The 22,544-nt window shown below is 40.9% G+C and carries 19 protein-coding genes; 13 read left to right on the top strand and 6 right to left on the bottom strand.

Features of this window, described 5'->3' with window-relative positions; all coding sequences use genetic code 11:
• The first annotated feature begins 180 nt into the window (after nt 1–180).
• The 4 genes from Q4550_RS19380 to proC all read left to right on the top strand — a co-directional run bounded on the left by Q4550_RS19380 (nt 181) and on the right by proC (nt 3,344).
• Entirely contained in the window at nt 181–339 is a 159-nt protein-coding gene (locus Q4550_RS19380; protein ID WP_303535357.1) for a cytochrome c oxidase subunit 2A, read from the top strand.
• A 15-nt stretch (nt 340–354) separates the two neighbouring features.
• Complete coding sequence (locus Q4550_RS19375; protein WP_303535356.1) at nt 355–828, top strand: cytochrome c oxidase subunit II; 474 nt, start codon at nt 355–357, stop codon at nt 826–828.
• Entirely contained in the window at nt 825–2,468 is a 1,644-nt protein-coding gene (locus Q4550_RS19370; RefSeq protein WP_303535355.1) for a b(o/a)3-type cytochrome-c oxidase subunit 1, read from the top strand. Before Q4550_RS19375 ends, Q4550_RS19370 begins: the two co-directional genes overlap by 4 nt.
• 81 nt (nt 2,469–2,549) lie before the next feature.
• Nucleotides 2,550–3,344: a pyrroline-5-carboxylate reductase gene (gene proC, locus Q4550_RS19365; protein ID WP_283153827.1), complete on the top strand. Its 795-nt coding sequence runs from the start codon at nt 2,550–2,552 to the stop codon at nt 3,342–3,344.
• Between the two features lie 41 nt (nt 3,345–3,385).
• Here the strand turns inward: proC and Q4550_RS19360 are convergent, their stop codons facing one another.
• Nucleotides 3,386–4,888, bottom strand: a complete 1,503-nt coding sequence (locus Q4550_RS19360) for a hypothetical protein (RefSeq protein WP_303535354.1) — start codon at nt 4,886–4,888, stop codon at nt 3,386–3,388.
• Nucleotides 4,889–5,019: 131 nt separating this feature from the next.
• Between Q4550_RS19360 and Q4550_RS19355 the strand changes: the two genes are divergently transcribed.
• Nucleotides 5,020–6,837, top strand: coding sequence for a terpene cyclase/mutase family protein (locus Q4550_RS19355; protein WP_303535353.1), 1,818 nt, complete (start codon nt 5,020–5,022; stop codon nt 6,835–6,837).
• A 41-nt stretch (nt 6,838–6,878) separates the two neighbouring features.
• Here Q4550_RS19355 and speD read toward each other — a convergent pair whose 3' ends face one another.
• Nucleotides 6,879–7,271, bottom strand: a complete 393-nt coding sequence (gene speD / locus Q4550_RS19350; protein ID WP_194219625.1) for an adenosylmethionine decarboxylase — start codon at nt 7,269–7,271, stop codon at nt 6,879–6,881.
• A gap of 176 nt (nt 7,272–7,447) precedes the next feature.
• On the opposite strand from speD, the gene Q4550_RS19345 reads away from it, so the two are divergent.
• The 5 genes from Q4550_RS19345 to Q4550_RS19325 all read left to right on the top strand — a co-directional run bounded on the left by Q4550_RS19345 (nt 7,448) and on the right by Q4550_RS19325 (nt 15,186).
• Nucleotides 7,448–8,818 carry an aldehyde dehydrogenase gene (locus Q4550_RS19345; protein ID WP_303535352.1) on the top strand — a complete coding sequence of 457 codons (1,371 nt, stop codon included), beginning with the start codon at nt 7,448–7,450 and terminating at the stop codon, nt 8,816–8,818.
• Nucleotides 8,819–8,927: 109 nt separating this feature from the next.
• Complete coding sequence (locus Q4550_RS19340) at nt 8,928–9,884, top strand: aminoimidazole riboside kinase (RefSeq protein ID WP_303535351.1); 957 nt, start codon at nt 8,928–8,930, stop codon at nt 9,882–9,884.
• Nucleotides 9,885–10,010: 126 nt separating this feature from the next.
• Nucleotides 10,011–11,057, top strand: a complete 1,047-nt coding sequence (locus Q4550_RS19335; RefSeq protein ID WP_306558521.1) for a M20/M25/M40 family metallo-hydrolase — start codon at nt 10,011–10,013, stop codon at nt 11,055–11,057.
• A 352-nt stretch (nt 11,058–11,409) separates the two neighbouring features.
• The gene (locus Q4550_RS19330; RefSeq protein ID WP_303535350.1) at nt 11,410–13,161 is read left to right on the top strand and encodes an ABC transporter ATP-binding protein; all 1,752 of its coding nucleotides are present in this window, start codon (nt 11,410–11,412) and stop codon (nt 13,159–13,161) included.
• A complete protein-coding gene (locus Q4550_RS19325; protein WP_303535348.1) occupies nt 13,162–15,186 on the top strand; it encodes an ABC transporter ATP-binding protein in 2,025 nt (674 codons plus the stop codon).
• 41 nt (nt 15,187–15,227) lie between these two features.
• Here Q4550_RS19325 and Q4550_RS24505 read toward each other — a convergent pair whose 3' ends face one another.
• The 4 genes from Q4550_RS24505 to Q4550_RS19305 all read right to left on the bottom strand — a co-directional run bounded on the left by Q4550_RS24505 (nt 15,228) and on the right by Q4550_RS19305 (nt 18,283).
• Complete coding sequence (locus Q4550_RS24505) at nt 15,228–15,527, bottom strand: thermonuclease family protein (RefSeq protein WP_306558520.1); 300 nt, start codon at nt 15,525–15,527, stop codon at nt 15,228–15,230.
• A 669-nt stretch (nt 15,528–16,196) separates the two neighbouring features.
• Nucleotides 16,197–16,577, bottom strand: coding sequence for a hotdog fold thioesterase (locus tag Q4550_RS19315; protein WP_194219182.1), 381 nt, complete (start codon nt 16,575–16,577; stop codon nt 16,197–16,199).
• 225 nt (nt 16,578–16,802) lie between these two features.
• Nucleotides 16,803–17,735, bottom strand: a complete 933-nt coding sequence (locus Q4550_RS19310) for a 1,4-dihydroxy-2-naphthoate polyprenyltransferase (RefSeq protein WP_303535428.1) — start codon at nt 17,733–17,735, stop codon at nt 16,803–16,805.
• A 260-nt stretch (nt 17,736–17,995) separates the two neighbouring features.
• Nucleotides 17,996–18,283, bottom strand: a complete 288-nt coding sequence (locus Q4550_RS19305; protein ID WP_226614867.1) for a hypothetical protein — start codon at nt 18,281–18,283, stop codon at nt 17,996–17,998.
• A gap of 272 nt (nt 18,284–18,555) precedes the next feature.
• On the opposite strand from Q4550_RS19305, the gene Q4550_RS19300 reads away from it, so the two are divergent.
• Genes Q4550_RS19300 through menH form a run of 3 tightly spaced genes read left to right on the top strand, consistent with a single transcriptional unit; the run spans nt 18,556 to nt 22,524 of the window.
• Entirely contained in the window at nt 18,556–19,959 is a 1,404-nt protein-coding gene (locus tag Q4550_RS19300; protein WP_303535345.1) for an isochorismate synthase, read from the top strand.
• Nucleotides 19,952–21,703, top strand: a complete 1,752-nt coding sequence (menD, locus tag Q4550_RS19295) for a 2-succinyl-5-enolpyruvyl-6-hydroxy-3-cyclohexene-1-carboxylic-acid synthase (RefSeq protein ID WP_303535344.1) — start codon at nt 19,952–19,954, stop codon at nt 21,701–21,703. The genes Q4550_RS19300 and menD overlap by 8 nt, the downstream gene beginning before the upstream one ends.
• The gene (gene menH / locus Q4550_RS19290) at nt 21,700–22,524 is read left to right on the top strand and encodes a 2-succinyl-6-hydroxy-2,4-cyclohexadiene-1-carboxylate synthase (RefSeq protein ID WP_303535342.1); all 825 of its coding nucleotides are present in this window, start codon (nt 21,700–21,702) and stop codon (nt 22,522–22,524) included. Before menD ends, menH begins: the two co-directional genes overlap by 4 nt.
• Nucleotides 22,525–22,544: the final 20 nt, after the last annotated feature.

The following is a 22,544-nucleotide window of genomic DNA, read 5'->3' as shown; positions in this document are numbered from 1 at the left end:
GAGTTCAGGGGGTTTAATCCTGGACTCTTTTTTTGACTTGATCGTGATGGCGTGCGGAGATTAGGGAAGAGGATATTGGCTAACTGGTGAATGTTCTCTCATTTAGTGAGTTTAGTCACAGATTAGGGATCTGTATTCTCATACAATAAACCTATAGTGAAGGATAAAGGGGGATGAGTGATGAGGGCTCTTGAGGAGAAGAAAGAAACAGCGAGAAAAGTTGTAATTAATAAGGGAGGACCAAACCTGAAAGGGACGATGGTCGCAGTAATGTTACTTGGTGGCTTTATTCTATTATCCTGGATTGGGGTTTACTGGCTATATATGATTCGTCTTTAGAAAGGGGGAAAAGAGATGCACATGCACAAATTAGAAAGGCTTTGGCTTATGATTGGAAGCGGGACACTTATTCTTTTTCTTTTAGTCATTGGTGTGAACGCTTTCGCAATGGGGCATACGCCACCGAGTGAAGACGATATTCTTGATCCAACAAAAGTAGATGTAACCGCGCCCTTTGATCAACCTGGTTTAAAGAAAATAGGTGAGAATGAATATGAAGCGGTTTTAGTTGCTCAAGCCTTCACTTTTCAATCAAATGATGAGCTGAAAATACCTGAAGGGGCTACCGTTCATTTTAAAGTTACTAGTAAAGACGTTGTTCATGGATTTCAAATCCCAAAGACGAATGTGAATATGATGATTACACCTGGGCACGTGAATACCATTACACATACATTTGATGAGGCAGGACAATTCCTGATTTTATGTAATGAATATTGCGGTGTAGGACATCAGGCAATGGGTGTACCTCTGGAGGTGACAAAATGAGTCATTCTATAGTAGATCGAAATGATGCAAAACTCAGTATGGCTCATTTGTTAATTGCCTTTGTAGCTGTTTTATTAGGTGGTATTGCAGGATTACTACAAACGTTAGTAAGAAGTGGAACAATTCAGTTACCAGCAGGAATAGGATATTATCAGCTTTTAACTGCACACGGGATCTTACTCGCACTTATTTTTACAACATATTTTATTATTGGGTTCTTTTATGCCGGCATGAGCAGAACAATGGGGAAGTTCTATGACCAACCATACCGTATGGCGTGGCTGGGATATATCATAATGACGATTGGAACGGTTCTTACAACTGTTATGGTTTTATTAAATGAGGGAACGGTTCTGTATACTTTCTATGCCCCGTTAAAAGCGTCTCCATGGTTTTATATTGGATTAACGTTGTTTATTATCGGAACATGGTTAGCGGGCGGTGCGATGTGTCATCAGTACTACATTTGGAAAAAAGTTTCTCATGAGAAGCTATCTCCATTATTTAGCTTCATGGCTGTGATGACGATGGTGCTGTGGTTTGTCGCTACGATTGGTGTTGCTGTTTCAGTTATCTTTCAGTTTATTCCCTGGTCATTCGGTTGGGTGGATGAAATAAATATTCTTCTAAGTCGTACGCTTTTCTGGTATTTTGGTCATCCGCTCGTTTATTTTTGGTTATTACCTGCCTACGTCTGTTGGTACGTTATTATACCCGAAATTATAGGTGGTAAAATTTTCAGTGATTCTTTAGCACGTTTGTCTTTCGTCCTTTTCTTGCTATTTTCGATACCGGTAGGATTTCATCATCAGTTACTCGAATCTGGCATTTCTCCTTTTTGGAAATTTCTACAGGTTGTGTTAACGTTTATGGTTATTGTTCCTTCACTCATGACGGCCTTCTCACTATTCGCTTCTTTTGAAATCGCTGGTCGTCGCAAAGGGGCAAAGGGCCTCTTTGGATGGTTCAGAGTCTTACCATGGAGAGATGCGCGGTTCTTTGCGCCCATGGTCGGAATGTTGATTTTCATTCCAGCTGGTGCTGGTGGGATCATTAATGCAAGTAACCAAATGAACCAGATTGTGCATAACACGCTTTGGGTAACTGGGCATTTCCACCTTACCGTTGCCTCAAGTGTGGCTCTTACTTTCTTTGGCATTGCTTACTGGCTAATTCCTCATCTTACTGGAAGAGTATTGACGGGGAAAATGCACAGCATTGCGAATTTCCAAACAATTTTATGGGCAATTGGCATGTTTTTTATGTCAGGAGCCATGCATACAGTGGGTTTACTTGGTGCACCGAGGAGAACAGCTTATACGACTTATCAGGATAATCCTGATGCATTAGGGTGGATTCCATATGAAGTGACGATGGCCGTTGGTGGATCAATCCTGTTTCTTGCCATATTGCTGTTAGTTTACATTATTGTGAACCTCACGTTTTTGGCACCAAAAGGAAAAGAAGATTTTCCGATTGGAGAAGTGGCAGAAGATGCAGAGAAAACGCCTGCTATTTTGGAAAACTGGCGACTATGGCTTAGCGTTGCGATAATACTCATACTTGTGGCTTATACAGTCCCAGTCGTTCATATGATTGAACATGCACCACCCGGGTCTCCTGGGTTTAAATTTTGGTAATCAAAGCGCCGGTTATAATCCGGCGTTTTTCTATTGTACATCAGTTTGGTATAGTTAAGTTGGAAAAGAGGAGGGGTATCATTGAAAAAGTCTAATATCTTGTTTATTGGTGCTGGGCGCATGGCTGAGGCTATTTTCTCAGGACTTAAACAGTCTGGAAATATGGGGACAATTACGGTAACGAATCAATCTGATCAGAAGAAATTGGATGATTTGAGAAAAACGTATGAGGTTGAAACAGGAGTATGGCAGGATGTCATTTCCGAGCATGATATTGTCATTCTAGCAATGCCCCCAGCAGCACATCCAACTGTTCTTAAAGAGCTAGCTGATCGAGTAACAAATCAATTTATCATTACAGTTGCTGCAGGCATTGGTCCTTCTATTTTAGAAGCATCACTTCCAGGACGTCCAACAGCCTGGATCATGCCGAATACAGCGGCTGATATCGGTGAGTCTATTTCATTATTCACGTGTGGAAATCACGTTACAGAGGATCATCGTGAAGCACTTCAGGTCATTCTGGATGCTATCGGAGAGTCTGAAGAGTTGTCTGAGAAGCAAATTCATGATCTTACTGCAATTACGGGAAGTGCCCCAGCATTTGTTTATCACTTAGCAGAGTCACTTGAAAAAACGGCTGCGTCTTATGGATTAACTGCTGATGTAGCTAGGAAGCTTGTTGTGCAAATGATCTATGGATCTGCTTCAATGCTTAAAGATGGGCGAGACGCAGGAGAATTGCGTGATCAAGTGACAACACCAGGTGGGGCTACTGCTGCAGGACTAGATGTTCTGAGGAAGGGAGATTTCAGTCAGCTTCTGCATGAGGCGATTCTCGCTGTAAACGACAAAGCGGCTGAACAGGCGAAATAAAAAGAGGATGCCCATTATAGCGGGCATCCTCTTTTTGATTATTATAAAATATAAGGTCCTAACAAAAAAATGAGAATTCCAAGATTTAATCCTAGCTGATAAGAAGTACGTTGAAGAATGGTCCATTCTTGGTCCTGTCCTATTCGACTGATGATGAAAGAGACAAGGAAGATAATCACTGGCCAGACGTATGGAGCTCCTTCAAACGTAAGATAGGTAGGGGCAAGGTTTTGAAAGGGGCCGTCAAGAATCGAAGGTAAGAAAATCATCTGGGACCCAACGCAAAGTAGGACAATTGTCCATTCTACCCAGCTCTTATCCTGCTCAACTGCAGTTGTATTTGCAAAATATAAGTACATTAAAGCAACTGCCGGTAGAATCAGAAAACCAAAGGAAAAAGCTAGCATTGCGAACATACCTACAATTGCTGTGAATGTATAATAAAGAGCGAATTTCAGATCATCTTTTGACGTTTCAATACTGCTCTCAATTACGGTTGAATCAGTAGATGCCCCATGTAAAACCAGGCCATTGTCTTCTTGGTCCATCCAAACTAGTGATTGATCTGTAATCGAAACAGGCCGTATTGAAAGTTCCTCACTTGTACTTCTTCTAGAAGCCAACCATTCTCCATCTTGGCGCGATGCTTCATAAATACTTATAACTGAACGCTTCGGAGATATTTCGCCCTCAGCACTAAACAACAGATGAGGTTTTCCATCTACTTTAGTTAATGAGAAATAGTTAGGCCTTGGGAAGCTATCTCCTGTTTCAACATTAGTGATTTTCAATAGGTTAACTGTAGCCTCTTCTCCACCAATACTTTCGCCGAAGTAAGTGTTAATCACTCTTGTTCCCTGTCTTGTTGCACTAACTGTATATGTAAACGTCACGGTTTCATCTACTTGGATCATCTGGAGATTGCTGTATAATTCTCCGGACGAGAGAGGGGTTTCGTGAATAATAACTGGTTCTTTGCCTGGATCAAGTGTTAAAAATTGATTTGTATCTTCTGATTGAACATAAAGAAATAACTGCCCATTTTCTGCAAAGGTTCCACCTTTTATGTATTGAGGTAACTCCGTTTCTGAATCAATTGTTCCTTCTGGAGAAATGGAGTAAACCGTGTGGCGTGACCAGGCTATAACCCCATCATTTGATGCATTTATACCTTCAATCTTATTCAGGATGGATTGCTCTTCTCCATTTCGAGCATAGATAATTTTATCCTTTTTTTTGTAAATGGCTTGTTTATCATCAACATAGAAAGAGTACCCTTCAGGAATAGCATACTCGAGATTTTCTGAGGATGTTTCAAGCTGTTCGTTAACGACGATTTTTCGCACAGGATCGCCGCTGAAATATAACGTACTTTTTTCTTCTTCATGTTCCACAAACATTTCACTATCCTCAGCCGCTACGTCTAAATCAATTGTTCTACTCCATTCTTCGTCGGGTTTTTCTTGAAGAATTGACAGCTGATGGAGAAAAATTAATAACAAAATAACGAGGCCAGTTAGTATGGGAAGCCCAAATTTTTTCATTCAATCACTCCTTATTCCTTACATACGTTTGAATTTTACACAAGTTTCAAAAAATTTACAATAGTTTTTGGTTTGAATCGCCAAAAGATTTCGTGAATACAATACGGTAGCTAAATTCAGGAGGTACCGTTATGGATATGAAGAGGGTGAATGAGAGAATAGATGAATTAGTAAAAGAAGCAGTAAGTCACCAGGAGAAGAATGGCTCATTTCATTACTGTTTTGAGAATAGCCTTCTAACTGATGCAGTTATGATTGTGCTCATAAGAACACTTGGATTGAAAGAAGAAACATTAGTGGATCAACTTGTTCATCGTTTGCTGATGAATCAGTCAAGGGGCGGGTATTGGAAGTTATTTGAAGATGATGAAGGGAATCTTTCGGCTACAGTTCAGGCGTATCATAGCCTCCTTTATTCGGGGAAAATAGAGCGGGAGCATACTCAGATGAAGAAAGCTGAGTTGTATATCCGAAAGTGGGGAGGGATAGAGAAAACGGATTCAATGACTAAAGTTTTTCTAGCATTAAATGGTCATCTGGAATGGCCACAGCTTTTCCATTTTCCGATGTTATTTATGCTTATACCTGGTTCCTTCCCGGTTTCTTTCTTTGATTTAAGCTCCTATGCCCGCCTTCATTTTGCGCCGATCATCTTATGTCAGGATCTACGCTATTCGATTAAGACGAGCTGGACACCTGATCTCGCTCATTTATTAAATGAAGAACGCGTTTTTTCAGACGCTATCAAATCATTTTGGGATTCCATAGTTCAATTTCCAGATAATCAGTTGTTCAAAGCAAGAAAGAGAGCTGAACAATATATGTTACAGCGAATTGAAAGTGATGGAACGTTATTAAATTATGCTACTGCCACATTTTTCATGATTTATGCCATGCTCGCCCTTGGTTATGAAAAACAGTCTCCGGTTATTCTACGTGCTATAGATGGTTTGAAGGGGATGTTGTGTTTGTCAGAGAATCATATTCAAAACTCTCCCTCTACGATTTGGGATACTGCTCTAATAACGCATACGCTCCAAGAAGCAGGACTTTCAAGTGTTGATCCTATCATTATGAAGGCAAGTGAATATTTAGGAAGAAATCAACACACAAAGTTTGGAGACTGGGCGATGGCAAAACAGAATATTATACCTGGGGGATGGGGATTTAGTGAAGGAAACAGTATTCATCCAGATGTAGATGATACGACAGCTGCCCTGAGAGCAATGAAACATGCTTCTTCCTCATACAGCTGGCAGCGAGGAGTGAACTGGATACTTGCGATGCAAAATAAGGATGGGGGATGGCCCGCATTTGAAACAGACCGTAAAGCTCTTCTATTGAAAGAGCTACCGATCGATGGAGCGCAATCTTCTTTTCCTGATGATTCGTCAGCTGATCTTACCGGAAGAACTGTCGAATTTCTATGTAACTTCGCTGGGTTACAACATAATCATCCATCAGTAGTAAGAGGAGTAAAGTGGCTTGTTAGCAACCAGGAGAGTGATGGTTCATGGTGCGGAAGGTGGGGGATTTGCTATGTTTACGGTACATGGGCAGCTGTAACTGGACTGAAGGCAGCGGGGTATAGTTCGTCTTTTCCTGCAATCAGTAAGGGTTTAGAATTTCTTAAAAAGATTCAGCAGGAAGATGGTGGATGGGGAGAATCATGTAAAAGTGATGAACAAAAAAAGTATATTTCTCTTAGCTATAGTACACCTTCCCAAACCGCTTGGGCAGTTGATGCTTTAACAATTTGTGGAGATAAATGTGATGCACTTCATAAAGGAGTAGAGTATCTTACGAAAGGTGCTTTTGAAAATAAAGAACTCACTTATCCAACAGGAGCAGGATTACCAGGTGGCTTTTACGTTCACTATCACAGTTATAAAATGATCTGGCCGCTCCTTGCCCTTGCCCATTACAGACAATTGTTGAATCAGGAGTGAAAGACAGAGCGGATGCACGATATGCATCCGCTTTGATCGTTCTACTTTGCTTCAACGCCGCTTTTTTCAACTTCATTCACAGTGATTTCTCCAGTTCCACGAGGAATTTTTACTGTGTGTATCTTCTTCGCTTCAAGTGCTCTTGCAATAGCATTGGTTGCGTCTGAAGGGTCAATTTTGTCCCCGCAAGTATAGACATCTACTGAAGCATATCCGTGTTCAGGAAAACTATGAATGGTAAGGTGAGATTCAGCAATAATAACGGCGCCACTAATTCCCTGGGGCTCGAACGGGTGGAAGACTACGTCTCTAATTTCGGCTCCAGCTTCAAGTGCTGCACTAGCAAAGGTTTCTTCTATATAGACTAAATCGTTTAATTTCTCTTTGTTACAGTTCCACATTTCAGCGATAATATGGTGACCTAATGTTTCGATGGTAATAGCCTCCTTATTGGTTGCATCCTATAGTTTTGATTTTAGTAAATCGTTTTATACAGTTTTCTCCCCTATGAATGAGATATTTAAACATTAGGAGTGTCTTGATTTGACACCTTATGTTCAAAAGTTTAAACTTAAGAACAATAAAGCGACTTGCCTGAGGAGATGATACGATGGAAGTGATAGAAGAAATAGTAAGAACACAAAGAGAGTATTATTATAATGGGGAAACGAAATCGTATGCTTTCAGAAAACAAAAGCTAGAGACATTAAGAAAAGTCATTAAAGAATATGAACCTGAAGTATTAAAAGCACTTAAGGAAGATCTTCATAAATCAGAGTGGGAAGCTTATACAACTGAAATTGGTTTTCTGCTTGAAGAAATAAAGTTTACGCTAAAGCATTTAAAGGAGTGGATGAGTCCTGAGAGAGCGAAGTCGCCTGTCACTCATCTTGGTTCTAAAAGTTATGTTCATCGAGAGCCGTATGGCGTTACATTAATTATTGCTCCTTGGAATTATCCATTCCAGCTGCAGATTGCCCCTCTTGTTGGTGCCATTGCAGCGGGTAACTGTGCCGTTTTAAAGCCATCGGAACTAACCCCCGCAGTGTCTGCTGTGATTGCCAAAATGATTCGAGAAGTCTTTCCGCGAAAGTATATTGCTGTCGTTGAAGGTGGCGTAGATACGAGTACGGAGTTATTAAAGCAATCGTTTGATCATATTTTCTTCACAGGAAGTGTTCCAGTCGGAAAAGTTGTGATGGAGGCTGCGGCTAAACAACTTATACCGGTAACGCTTGAACTTGGCGGAAAGAGTCCGGCCATAGTAAATAAAGATGCTAATTTAAACTTGGCTGCTAAACGAATCATGTGGGGTAAATTCACAAATGCTGGACAAACGTGTATCGCTCCAGACTATTTATACGTTCATCGTGATGTAAAGAAAGCATTGTTAGAACAAATGGCTCAAGTTTTGGTTGAATTCTACGGAGAAGATCCATTGTCTGATGAGAAATACGGTCACATCGTAAGTGATCGTCATTTCCAAAGATTAAAAGAATTCCTAAATGATGGTGACGTATTAATAGGTGGGCAACATAAAGAAAAGGACCGTGTCATTGCTCCAACAATTATGGATAATGTGTCTTGGGAAGATCCTGTCATGCAAGAAGAAATCTTTGGTCCGATCCTTCCTGTTCTTGAATTCACAGATATTTATACTGTTATTGATGATGTACGCAGACGTCCAAAGCCACTTGCTCTTTATTTTTTCTCAGAATCTGAAAAAATGCAAGATTTGATCACTTCTTCTATTTCTTTTGGAGGCGGATGTATGAACGACACGTTAATGCATATCGTCTCACCTTATCTACCATTTGGTGGTGTTGGTTCAAGCGGTACTGGAAGCTATCATGGTCAAGCGAGCTTTGAAGCATTTTCTCATCAGAAAAGCATTGTGAAACAAACAACGAAATTCGATTTTGCATTTCGTTATCCCTCTGCTAAAAACGGACTAAAAATGATAAAAAGGATCATGGGATAACAAGTTTTTTTCTTTAGTGATCTACCGTGTCGTGATATGATTACGAAAAGCAGTACTTGAATGATTCTGAGCACTGCTCTATTCTCGATTAACTTAGGGGGAAGTAGATATGAGTAAAGGTGTTATTAGTCTTGGTGAAGCATTAATTGACTTTATTCCTCTCGACAAGGACAATCTCACGTATCAAAAAAGTCCTGGTGGTGCTCCTGCGAACGTATCCGTTGGACTTGCACGTCTCGGTGTTAACTCCACGTTTCTAGGGAAAGTTGGGGATGATGTTCTCGGACGATTTCTCCAAGAAACGCTAAAAAATTATGGTGTTGATGTATCAACGATGATCTTAACTGAGTCAGCCCGAACCGGAGTTGTCTTTGTTACAAATGCAGAAAACGGAGAGCGTAGTTTTGACTTTTACATAAACCCAAGTGCCGATCGCTTTTTGCATGCAGAAGAAATAAGTGACGAATTATTCGAGCGTCATCGTATCCTTCATTTTGGATCAATTTCAATGATTAGTGAACCTTCTAGAAGTGCAACTAAGGTAGCGGTTGAAAAAGCAAAAGAAAATGGATTACTCATTTCTTATGACCCGAACTTACGACTAGGCCTTTGGGAAAGTGAAGAAAGAGCTAAAGAAACGATCGTCTCAATGTTATCAGAGGCAGATATACTAAAACTTTCTGAAGAAGAGCTCACATTCATTACAGGTGAAGAAGCGATCGAAGATGGAATTAAGAAGCTCGCTCATTATCGTATTCCAGTGATCTTTATTACTATGGGTGGTGAAGGTAGTCTCGTTTACACACCAGACTACTCACTTAGAGTACCTGCTATGAAAGTTAAAGCCGTTGATACAACAGGCGCAGGAGATGCATTTGTTTCGGGCATTTTACACGGCTTCAATGAATATGAAGGCTCTCTTAGTGATCTATCGCGTGAGAAGCTTGAACGTATGACGCAATTTGCTAGCGTGTCTGGTGCTTTAGCAGCTGCAACGAAGGGCGCAATGACCGCTCTTCCAACGAAAACAGAAGTGGATGAAATCTTATTAAAAGAGTCGAAATAATGAAGCACCCCCGCTAATGTGCGGGGTGTTTTTGTGTATAAGATCGCCATTACACAAAACTAGAATGAAGTCTTGCTGTAAGATACAATGAAAAAGGAACTTATAAACTATTCGGAGGTGCATCGTATGAACCGTGATTTTTTATTAGAATTGTTATCAACCGCTTCTCCATCAGGAGCTGAAATGGAAATCCAGCATAAATGGATGGACTATGTAAGAGAGTTTGCAGATGACATTAAAACGGATAACGCAGGTAATGCGATCGGAATTCTTAATCCAGAAGCAGAATTTAAAGTGCTTCTTGCAGGACACTGTGACGAAATTGGATTTATGGTGAAGCAAATTGATCAAAATGGATTTATTCGCGTAGAGAAATTAGGTGGAATTAGTCATAAGCCTGCTATTGGCATGAAAGTAACAATTCTAGGCACACATGGAAAGTTAACAGGTGTATTTGGTGTCAATGCAGAACATCACGGAGGGGCGAAAGAGTTTCATTTCGAAGACCTCTATATCGACTGTGGTGCAACTACAAAAGAAGAGATCGAAAAGTACGTCCAAATTGGGGACCTCGCAGTCTATAAAAGAGAAGTTGAGCATCTCTTAAATGACCGAATTAGTGGAAGAGGCTTAGACAACCGGACTGGTGCATTTATCGTAGCAGAAGTTCTTCGTGAAGTAGCCAAGCGTAACCCTAAAGTAGGTGTTTATGCTGTTAGCACAGTGAATGAAGAAACAAACATGGGTGGTGCTTATTTCGCTGGTGCAGGAATTCAACCAACAATGGCCATTGCTTGTGATGTTACATTTTCTTCAGACTACCCTGGAATTGATGCAAGAAAGCACACAGAGGTTGATCTTGGAGGTGGACCTGTTCTTGCGAAAGGCGCTCCAATCAATATAAAAATCAATCAGCTCCTTGAAAAGGCTGCTAAAAAGCTTGATTTGAAACTTCAGTATGAGTTAACACCAAGAATGACAGGGACGGATGCAGATAAGCTTCGTTTAACAGGATACGGTGTTCCTGTATCACTTGTTTCCCTTCCGCTTCGCTATATGCATGCGCCGGTAGAAACAGTAAGTTTAAAAGATATGCAGGAAGAAATTGATTTGCTCGTGGAAATGATAGCGGATTTAACAGGCGAAGAAAGTGTGAATCCACTAATTAAATAATAATATTGACAAAATTGTGACAATAGTGCTAAGATAACAGAGTGAAAAATAACGGTAAAGGAGAGTGTGTGTGATGAGACATATTTTGAAAGATATCCAACAACTAACTTCATGTACTCATAGACGCACTTTGCCAGGGATGTAACCCCTTTGTCACAGTAAAGGAATCGGCACGCGTCTTAGACGTGTGCCCTTTTCTATGTCTTAAGAAGTCATTAGACATAACCGCATGCGGTTATGTCTTTTTTGGTTTCTGAGAAAAGTGACAGTGGGGAAATGAAGTGATCCATGGAGGATGGTGAAATAGTCAATCAGAAAGAATAACTGTAGGAAAAAGTTAGGAGGGATTAAGTTGTTCTCTATTTTACGGAAATTGAGCTGGTTTTTTAAACAGCATTGGAAACGGTATAGCATTGCTATTGCTTTATTAATTTTTGGGGGTATTCTCGAGGTCATTCCACCAAAATTAATCGGAATGGCCATTGATGAAATAAACGTAGGAAGCTTAACCTGGGAAAGCTTACGAAATTATTTATTTTTTTATGGAGGGTTATTGCTCGTCGTCTATATCGTCACATATATTTGGATGTACCAATTATTTGGTGGTGCCTTTCTAGTTGAGAGGGCGCTCAGATCTAAATTGATGAAGCACCTCCTTAAAATGACGCCATCCTTTTACGAGAAAAACCGAACTGGAGACCTGATGGCAAGGGCCACAAATGATCTAAAAGCTGTCTCCCTTACCGCAGGATTTGGTATTTTAACATTAGTAGATTCAACGATCTTTATGTTTCTTATTTTGATTACAATGGGCGTTCTTATTAGCTGGAAATTAACGCTTGCGGCTATTCTTCCTCTACCCCTTATGGCTCTTGCCATGAACCGTTACGGAAAAATCATTCATAAGCGCTTTACAGCTGCCCAAGATTCATTCGGAGATATGAATGATCAAGTACTAGAATCGATTGCAGGAGTTCGAGTAACGCGTGCTTATGTACAAGAAAGGGCAGATCAGCAGAAGTTTCAGAACTTAACGGAAGATGTATATAAGAAAAACATTGAAGTAGCAAAAGTAGATGTTTTATTTGAGCCAACTATTAAAGTTCTTGTCGGGATTAGCTATTTAATTGGGTTAGGGTATGGAGCGTATCTCGTTTTTCATAAAGTCCTAACACTCGGAGAACTGGTGTCATTCAATGTGTACCTGGGGATGCTCATATGGCCGATGATAGCGGTTGGAGAGTTGATCAACGTCATGCAGCGAGGAAATGCATCGTTGAACCGTGTCTTAGAGACGCTGTCTCATGAAGAGGATGTGAAAGAACACCATTCTCCTCAATATCTGGATACACCTGGTACGATCGTTTTTGAAGCTGTTACTTTTACGTATCCCTCTTCATCTGTTACGAATTTACAAAATGTTTCATTTACTCTGAAGAAAGGCCAAACATTAGGCGTTGTAGGGAGAACAGGTAGTGGGAAAACGACATTACTGAAGCAACTTTTAAGAGAATATCCGGTCGGTAAAGGGAAAATCAAAATTTCTGATGTGCCGATCGAAGAAATTTCTCTCGAAACTCTGCAAAGCTGGATTGGTTATGTTCCTCAGGATCAGATGCTTTTCTCAAGGTCGGTGAGAGAAAATCTTCTGTTTGGTAAAAATAATGGAACAGATCAAGACATTGATCGAGTGCTGCGGCTATCCGACTTTAAAAAAGATATACATGTGCTCCCTGAAGGACTTGAGACGCTTGTTGGAGAAAAAGGCGTCGCTTTATCAGGTGGACAGAAACAAAGGGTATCCATTGCGCGAGCTCTAATGATTGATCCTGAAATATTAATTTTAGACGATGCAATGTCTGCCGTTGATGGAAAAACTGAAGCACAAATTATATCCAATATTCGCAATGAACGTTCTGGGAAAACGACGTTTATAGCCACGCATCGTTTGTCGGGTGTTCAGCATGCTGATTGGATTATCGTTCTTGATGAAGGCAAGGTGATTGAGGAAGGAACTCATAAAGAGCTTCTTTCTAAAAAGGGATGGTATCGTGACCAATTTGACAGACAGCAGCTTGAGGATTCATTAAAGGAGGTGCTGTAAATGAATCGACAGGTAGGAAAGCGATTAGTTAAGTATGCACTGGGTTTTAAGAAAAATATTCTTATTGCTTTACTCTTATTAATGGTAGCTGTTACAGCAGAGCTCTCTGGCCCTTTCATTGCGAAACGTATGATTGATGTCCATATTATGGGGATTGAGTACCCCTGGTATGAAGCAGATCAGGGAGAAGACGCTGTTAAATATGATGGGGACTGGTATAAACGAAGTGATCATTTTGGGAACGATGAATTTAAAGGAGAGGAAGTAAGGATTCTTCAGGTAGGTCGCGACTACTATTTCGTTGATGAAGCAATTGCATTCGATGGAGAACGGTCGGTTGACGACGACCTTATTACGATTCAAAAGGATGGGGAACAACAATCCTATCAAGCTAAAGAAATAAGCAATGAAGAACTGCTTGCCTTTTATCAACCGCAGATAGAACCAATGGTCTGGTTAATAGCCCTTTACTTTGGGCTTCTATTGTTTGCATCCTTTTTTGAATATGGGCAGGGACTTCTATTGCAAACCTCTGCTAACCGTATTATTCAAAAAATGAGAACGGATGTTTACTCCCAGATTCAGCGTTTGCATATCAACTATTTTGATAATTTACCAGCCGGTAAAGTTGTGGCAAGAATTACGAATGATACGGAGGCAATAAGAGAGCTTTATGTGACGGTGCTCGCAACGTTCTTCACAAGCATCTTTTATATGACAGGGATATTTATTGCCTTATTCTTGCTTGATGTAAAGCTTGCGTTAATTACATTAACGATTGTGCCACTCCTTCTGATTTGGATTTTCGTTTATCGTAAATATGCGTCGAAATTCAATAAGGTCATTCGAACAAGGATTAGTGATATTAACGGAATGATCAATGAATCCATTCAGGGCATGTCGATAATAAGAGCTTTCAAACGTCAAGAGAAGACTGAAGCGGAATTTGAAGAGCTGAATGACAGCCATTTTACTTATCAAAATAAGCTATTGAATTTGAATTCCTTAATGTCACATAACCTTGTAAACATTCTACGGAATATTTCATTTGTAGTATTGATTTGGTACTTTGGGGGAGCTTCATTAACGGCTGGGTCTATTGTGAGCCTCGGTGTTCTTTATGCTTTTGTGGATTATTTGAATCGCTTATTTCAACCGGTTACAAATATGGTGAACCAGCTAGCTAATTTAGAACAGGCTTTAGTAGCGGCGGACAGAGTTTTTGAGCTTCTTGATGAAAAGGGGGAAGATGTATCAGATGGTGAATTCCCTCGTTATGATGGGAATGTCACTTTTGATCATGTTTCGTTCGCATATAAAGCAGAAGAATATGTGTTAAAGGAACTATCATTTGAAGCGAAAAAAGGTCAGACGGTTGCCCTAGTGGGGCATACTGGTTCAGGGAAAAGTTCAATTATGAATTTATTATTCCGATTTTACGATAACCAAAAAGGAACGATCTCTATCGATGGTCAAAATATTCAAGATGTTCCAAAGCAGCAGTTAAGACAGCATATGGCGATCGTGCTCCAAGATCCATTCTTGTTCACTGGAACGATTGCTTCGAATGTAAGTCTTAATGACTCCTCGATCTCAAGAGAAAAAGTTGAAAAGGCTTTAAAAGATGTGGGAGCAGAGCAGCTGCTTCGGTCTCTTCCAAACGGGTATGATGAGGCAGTGATCGAAAAAGGAAGCACGCTTTCTTCGGGGCAAAGACAGCTGATCTCTTTTGCAAGGGCACTAGCGTTTGACCCTGCTGTCTTAATTCTTGATGAGGCGACTTCGAATGTTGATACCGAAACAGAAATGATTATTCAAAATGCGCTGGATATTTTAAAAAAGGGTCGTACCACATTTATCATTGCTCACAGACTCTCAACAATTCGAGAGGCTGACCAAATCCTTGTTCTTCACCAAGGTGAAATCGTTGAACGAGGCGATCATGATCAATTGATGAAGCAAAAGGGAAGGTACTTCCAAATGTATCAGCTTCAACAAGGGAAAAAGGTTGAGCAGGCAGTTTAGTAGATATCAGTAGATGAAATGAATCAAAGCCGTAGCTTAAGCTACGGCTTTGATGTTGGAGGGAGCAAACCCCATTCTAGTTGATCCTTTGCAAACTGGGAGGCGTCAGGTCCATAGGGTTGTACAGGTTTACTCGGATGCTTAGTTTTCGGAGTGTCAACGAGAAGGAGTCTAATTGTTTCTTCTCGATCTTCAAGAGTTACTTTCAATGTATCGGCATCAACAACTCGATCCACTGTTGCCGGAATTGTGTTTTCTTTTATTTCTGTATCAGATGTGAGTGTAGCGCATGCAGATAAGAATACGATGATAAAAAGAAAAGGCAGTCTTATTCGTATCATTTGTTACTCTCCTTTCCGTTCCATTTAGGTCTTAGACGCCCATATTAGGCATAATCTAAAAGGGGGGTGATCCAATTGAATCACGGATGTATTTACTGTGAGAAAGAATTGCTCTTCCCGTGGGAAAGACGAAGGTTGGTTTGCGATGAATGTCATTATGCAATATCAGACACCTATCATGAAGATTATAGAGAAATTGGTGAAAGAAAAATAGAACAGAAAGCCCGTCATTAATGACGGGCTTTTCTTTGAGTGTTTTTTTTGTTCAAGCGTTCCAATATCTCCGTTTCTAAACGCTCGTCTTCGCTTTTCATGTCTAGCTGCGCGGGCCAAATCCTTCGGCTGTTTCGCCCAATCGAATGAGACAAAAAGCGTCTCAATCTCATGGGCTCCAACATCCTGCGGATTTAGGCAGGACCGCTCCGCTTTTCGTGTCTAGCTGCAGCGCCCAGACACTCGGTCACTTCACCTTTTCATCCGAACACAAAGACCGTGTTCAAATGAAAAGGCTCCAGTGCCTGCCGTGTCTAAACGGTCGCTTCCGCTTTTCTTGATCTAGCTACGACTCGCAGAAACTGCGATATTTCACTCTTTCACCAGAACACAAAGAGCGTGTTCTAGTTCAAGCGTTCCAATATCTCCGTTTCTAAACGCTCGTCTTCGCTTTTCTTAATACCTTTTAACGGCTAGGGTGCAGCGGGATATGCAGATTAGTTCTTCTTGTTCGTCTACGATGTTGATTTCCCAGACCATTGTTCTTCTGCCGATGTGGATTGGTTCGGCGATGGCTCGGACGACGCCGTCTTTTTTGCTTCGAAGGTGATTAGCGTTGATCTCCATCCCAAAAGTTGCTTCGTTTTCTGAATCTAGATTAAGCGTGCCGCCTATGCTGGCTGCTGATTCTGCTAGGGCTACTGATGCGCCACCGTGAAGAAAGCCAAGTGGTTGATGAGTGCTTGGTCCAACTGGCATTTCGAGAACAACTTTTTCAGGTGTTAATGTAATGGCTTTAATGCCGAGTGCCTCTAACATTGTATTTGCAAATTCCATCGTATTACCCCCATTTTTATGTACTTATTTACAGTATACACGAGGCTAACGTGAGAAAAAGAGAAAAGTTAGCGATCGATAGGCTGTAGCATTTCTAAATAAACTCCTTTACTCTTTCATTCCGAGAATAGAGGAGTATTTTCATGAATTTATGTAAAAGTGAGGGAGTGGTTCATAAATATAAAAAAGTCAGAGATCAAATGGATCTCTGACTTTTTCACCGTGTTAAATGAAATAGGCTAATAATAAACCAATGGCCATTAACAGTCCGAATTGTGTATGCATTTGAGCAGTTGCTTGCATAGCAGGCATCATGTGAGCTGCTTTTGTTTTTCCTTCAAATAAGCGGATGGCTTTAAATGCTTTAGGGATGCTCAATATTATCAACAAAAGCCATAAAGATGAATCAATTGTAATAATAAGTCCAACCACCCAGAGGTAGGATACGATAAACATACCTTCTAAAAATGTTACAGCCTTATCATGTCCGAGAAGAATCGCAAGTGTTTTGCGTCCTTTTTCCTTGTCGCCTTCTAAGTCACGAATATTATTCGCCATGAGGATGCCGCCAACTAGAATGGATATAGGAATTGAAACGAGAATGCTTTCAAACGTAATCACACCTGTTTGAATAAAGAAAGAAAGTAATACAAGTATTAGTCCCATAAATACACCAGCAGCAATTTCACCAAATGGTGTGTAGGCGATTGGATACGGACCGCCAGTGTAAAAGTACCCTGCTGCCATACAGATTGTTCCAATAACCGCAATCCACCATGTTGTAAGGATACAGATATAAACACCTAAAAGAATCGCAATGCCGAAGAAAATAAAAGCAAGGTTTAATACTGTTCTTGCACTAACACCATCTCGTACGATAGCGCCCCCAATTCCTACACTCCCAGCGTGATCGAGCCCCCTTTTGAAATCATAGTATTCATTAAACATGTTTGTTGCAGATTGAATAAGAATAGATGCGATCATCATCGCCATAAACAATCCAAAATGTAATGTATGACTTTGAAGGGCAAGCATTGTGCCCAGAAAAACCGGGACGAAGGAAGCGGTTAATGTATGCGGCCTGAGTAAACGCCACCATACCTGCCATGTTGGTTTTGAAGGCGTGACTTTGTTCAGCTTATCGTTGCTGTTATTCATACGCTCTTCCATATAATTGTGTCTCTCCCTTTAGTAGTAAACTTCTTATAAATTCCCCTTGTAACCATTATAGTTTAAAAAAATGGATAAGGGGTGTCAATCCTTTTGTCAATATCAAGAAGTCTCTGTCAATAGAGAAAAATAGCGAATTTCCCTTCAAACGAAAGAGAAATGAAGGTTATTCTATGTTTGAGGTGGATAAAAGTAGTTATTCTTCCATTCAAAAACGATCCTTCGTTTGAAGGATCGTTTTTGAATGATTAATAATATGGGTAAGGATATGGGTATGGTCTGAAGAACGCAATACTTCCTAGTCCTACTCCTAAAAGACCGCCAAGAAAACCTCCTGCAAGTGCTCCGAAGAAAAACATGCCTGGTCCTTCGGGATGTTGCGGTCCGTCACAATTGCGATTTAAAGGGCGGATATAAACAAATTCATTATCAACTTCTTCAACGTAACCTCTATGCAATTGACCGTCATGACACTTGATTTCAACACATTGTCCTATGTGTTGACGACAAACCCCATGGTAATAGTGTCTGGACAATATAGACCCTCCCTTATGCATTAGTTTATAAACGACTGCAAAGCAGCGTCTACTTTTATCAGTGTATGCTCATTATTATTTTTGCTAAGGGCACTTGCGGAACATTAAAATGGTTTTTTTCTATGAGATGGGGAATCTATACATAAGAAGCATTCATACGGTTAAACAGCTTCGTTGACAGTCTTAGCCAGACAGGTGTATCCTTTAATTAACTGTGGCCGAGGCTAACTCGGTCTGCTTTTGCATGGACAGAAAGTTGGGGGGAGAAGACGGTGTCTACAATACAACATCAAGAATTATTTAGCCTGCTTCATCAAGGTGTAAGTAAGGCAGAAAAGCGGGGAGCGTCCGTGCTTGTTAGTCAGGTGCTATCAGTAGCTGCTGTCGATCCCCTCTCCTTTTATGCTGCAGGTTCGGTTACTAACGAGAATGATCGAACATTCTGGTCCGACCCTGAGAATGACACGACAATAGTGGGCCAGGGTTGTGTGAAACAATTTGAGGCTCAAATCGATCGTTTTCGTTCAATTGAAAGTGATTGGCAAACTTTTTTAGAACAAGCGATCATAGAGGGGGCTCCATCAAGACCAGGTGTTGGACCGGTCCTGTTAGGTGGGTTTTCCTTCGATCCTACTGCCCCAGATAGCGGTGAATGGGATTCCTTTCCTAAAGGCGGGATGGTTCTTCCAGAATTAATGTTAACTTCAGCTGGAAACCATGCTTGGCTCACACTCAACGCAATTGTTAGCGCAGGAGATAATGTGGAAGTTATATCTGAAGCGCTTTTAGATAAGCATGATCGTCTTTTTGAGAAGCTTACGTCTCATGCCTATGCAGATGTCGATGCTATTTCAATAGAAGAAATACGACCTCAGGAATGGAAAGAAACGGTCAGAAGTGCTGCTTCTAATATTAGAAATGGCCATCTTGATAAAGTCGTTTTAGCGAGAGAAATTAAGCTCAAATCGACTCAAAACTTTTCATCAACAAAAACACTTACAAATTTAAAAAAACAACAAAGTGATAGCTATGTTTTCGCGTTCGAATATGGGGACAAATGCTTTCTTGGAGCTTCACCTGAACGGTTAGTCAAAAGAGATGGACAACAAGTGTATTCGACTTGTCTTGCGGGCTCTATTCAACGAGGTGAATCGAAGGAAATGGATGATGAACTTGGACAAGCACTTCTTCATGATCAAAAGAATCGAATTGAGCATGACCTTGTCGTTCAAATGATTCGATCAGCTATGGAAGAGGAGTGTGAATTTGTTCAGGTACCGTCAAGGCCGGAAATTCTTAAAACGCCTCATATTCAACATTTATTTACTCCTGTTGTAGCAAGGGCTGGTAGAGAGACAAGCCTTTTTCGTATGGTTGAACGGCTTCATCCTACCCCTGCGCTTGGCGGTTATCCTCAAAAGGAAGCCGTAAATGAAATTAAGCGAATAGAGAAGCTTGATCGAGGTTGGTATGCAGGACCTGTTGGTTGGGTTGATTATCAGGGAAATGGAGAATTTGCTGTAGCTATACGCTCTGGTCTACTTAAAGGAGAAGAAGCAACTCTATACGCTGGATGCGGTATAGTTGGAGATTCTGACCCTGATAGTGAATATGACGAAACCAAAATGAAGTTTAAACCAATGCTAACAGCTCTTGGAGGTAAGAAATATGACTGACCAGGAAATACTAGCAAGTTACGTAGGATCATTTGTTGATGAGCTTGTGCGTTCAGGTGTTAAACATGCTGTTATTAGTCCAGGATCGCGTTCTACTCCGCTCGCAATGGTCATGGCTGAACACCCGTTACTAAACGTCTGGGTGCACATCGATGAGCGATCTGCTGGTTTTTTTGCGCTTGGCATGGCCAAATCGCATAAGGAACCTGTCGCACTTCTATGTTCTTCAGGTACGGCTGGCGCTAATTACTATCCTGCTGTTATTGAGGCTGCTCAATCCAATTTACCGTTGATTGTTTTGACTGGCGATCGCCCGCATGAGCTTCGTGATAATGGAGCTCCACAGGCGATTGATCAAATCAAACTATATGGGGACTATGTGAAGTGGTTTATGGAAATGGCGATGCCTTCTTCCTCTCCAGATTTAAATCGGTATATCAGAACTGCGGCTTCTAGAGCGACAGCCGTTTCTTCCGGTCTCCCTGCTGGACCTGTGCATCTTAATTTCCCATTTAGAGATCCCCTGATACCAGATCTATCCTATTCAGGTCTTTTTTCAGATGGTAGGGAGAATTATGAGCCGTGGGTAAATGCGGCAGATCACATAAGTGTTTTAAACGAAGATGCAGTCACTGATTATGCAAACAAATTAGCTGACAAGAAAGGTATTATTGTGGTCGGACCTCAGGATAATGACGAATTAGCTGAACCGCTATTTGCTCTTGCTGAGGAATTAGGTTATCCAGTTTTAGCAGATCCACTTTCAAAATGTCGGCATATTGATTCTCCTAATCTTGTAGAAGGGTATGACGCCTTTCTTAGGGGTGAGGTGGATTCAGAGCTATACCCTGAAGTAGTGATTAGATTTGGGGCGATGCCAGTTTCTAAAGCTTATATGCTCTTTATGAAGAGAGTAGCAAGTCCTATTCATATAGTTGTGGATGAGAGAGGATGGAGAGACCCTACTCTTTATAGTTCTGACATGCTTACAGTTTCCTCTGTATCGTTTGTGAATAGTCTTCTTCCTGCTGTGCGAAGCATCAACTCTATTGAGAAGCGGTGGTTACATAAATGGAAGGCCATTAACCAAAGGACTCTCACCTTACTTCATGAAGATTTAGGAACTGACGAGCTATTCGAGGGCCATGTGTTTAGAGAATTAGGGAAACTGATGAGTGCGAATGATCTCCTGTTTGTAGGGAATAGCATGCCTATTCGCGATATGGAGAACTTTTTCTTGCCAGAGAATCCTCGACCTACTGTAATGGGGAATCGAGGAGCGAATGGTATTGATGGTATTATTTCAACAGCTCTTGGAGCAAGTACAGCCTATTCTTCTAGCGTGCTGGTGATTGGTGACCTTTCTTTCTACCATGATATGAATGGTCTGCTTCTAGCTAAGCTATATGAGATCAATATGACGGTTATTGTGGTTAACAATGATGGCGGAGGGATTTTCTCATTTCTACCTCAGCGTGAGCAGGAGAAGCACTTTGAGAAACTCTTTGGTACACCACATGGACTAAATTATGAACACACTGCCGCATTATATGAGGCAAGTTTTGAACGAGTATGGAATTGGGAAGAGTTTAGTTATGCGTATGAGAAAAGTCAGAATCACCATGGGCTAAGCATTATTGAAGTGCCAACTGATCGTGATGCCAATCTTAGGCTTCATCGAGAGATGTTCGCGAAGGTTTCGAAGGAAACAGCAATAGTCCTGCAGGAGAGTCTTAAATCATGATTTATACCGTTGGTGGACAACCTTTTTATGTCGAAATCGTGGGAGAAGGAGAACCTCTTCTATTATTGCATGGATTCACAGGATCGAGTGAGAACTGGTCTTCTTTTATGAAAAGGTGGTCCAGGCTATATAAAGTGATTGCAATCGATTTTATCGGTCACGGCGAAAGCGCGAAACCGAACGATGCTTCTCAATATACTATGGAATCTATGGGCAGTTACTTGAAACAACTATTAAATTTACTCGGGATCGATCAACTCCATTTGCTTGGCTATTCCATGGGTGGACGTTTTGCTTTGTCATTTGCTGTCCAGTACCCTTCGCTCATTAAAACGCTTATTCTGGAAAGCAGTTCACCTGGGCTCTTTACGGAAGATCAAAGAAGAGAGCGAGTGCAGAAAGACCATGCACTTGCCAGGCGAATTCAGAAGGAAGGTATTGAAGATTTCGTAACTTTCTGGGAATCTCTTCCGTTATTTTCTTCGCAGAAGAAACTTTCGCCAAGTATTCAAAGCGAAATAAGAAAGCAGCGTTTGAGCAATACTGAAATAGGACTTGCAAATAGTCTAATTGGAATGGGAACGGGGGCACAAGCTTCTTATTGGAGTGTGTTAGAAGAGATAACCGTTCCAGTCCTTCTAATAGTTGGGGAGTACGATCAGAAGTTCATTTCAATTGGGAAACAGATGGAAAAAAAGCTTCCTCAGGCTGATTTTGTGCAAATTATTGGCGCAGGGCATACAATTCATGTAGAAGAACCTGAAATCTTTGATAAAATGGTAGTAGCTTTTCTAAAAAAGCATGCAGATTCTAATCTGTAAATTTTGTTACATAAGGAAGG

The organism is Anaerobacillus sp. 1_MG-2023, from assembly GCF_030547345.1.
Taxonomy (GTDB): Bacteria; Bacillota; Bacilli; order Bacillales; family Guptibacillaceae; genus Guptibacillus; species Guptibacillus hwajinpoensis_B.
This window is presented reverse-complemented; position numbering and strand designations above follow the sequence as displayed.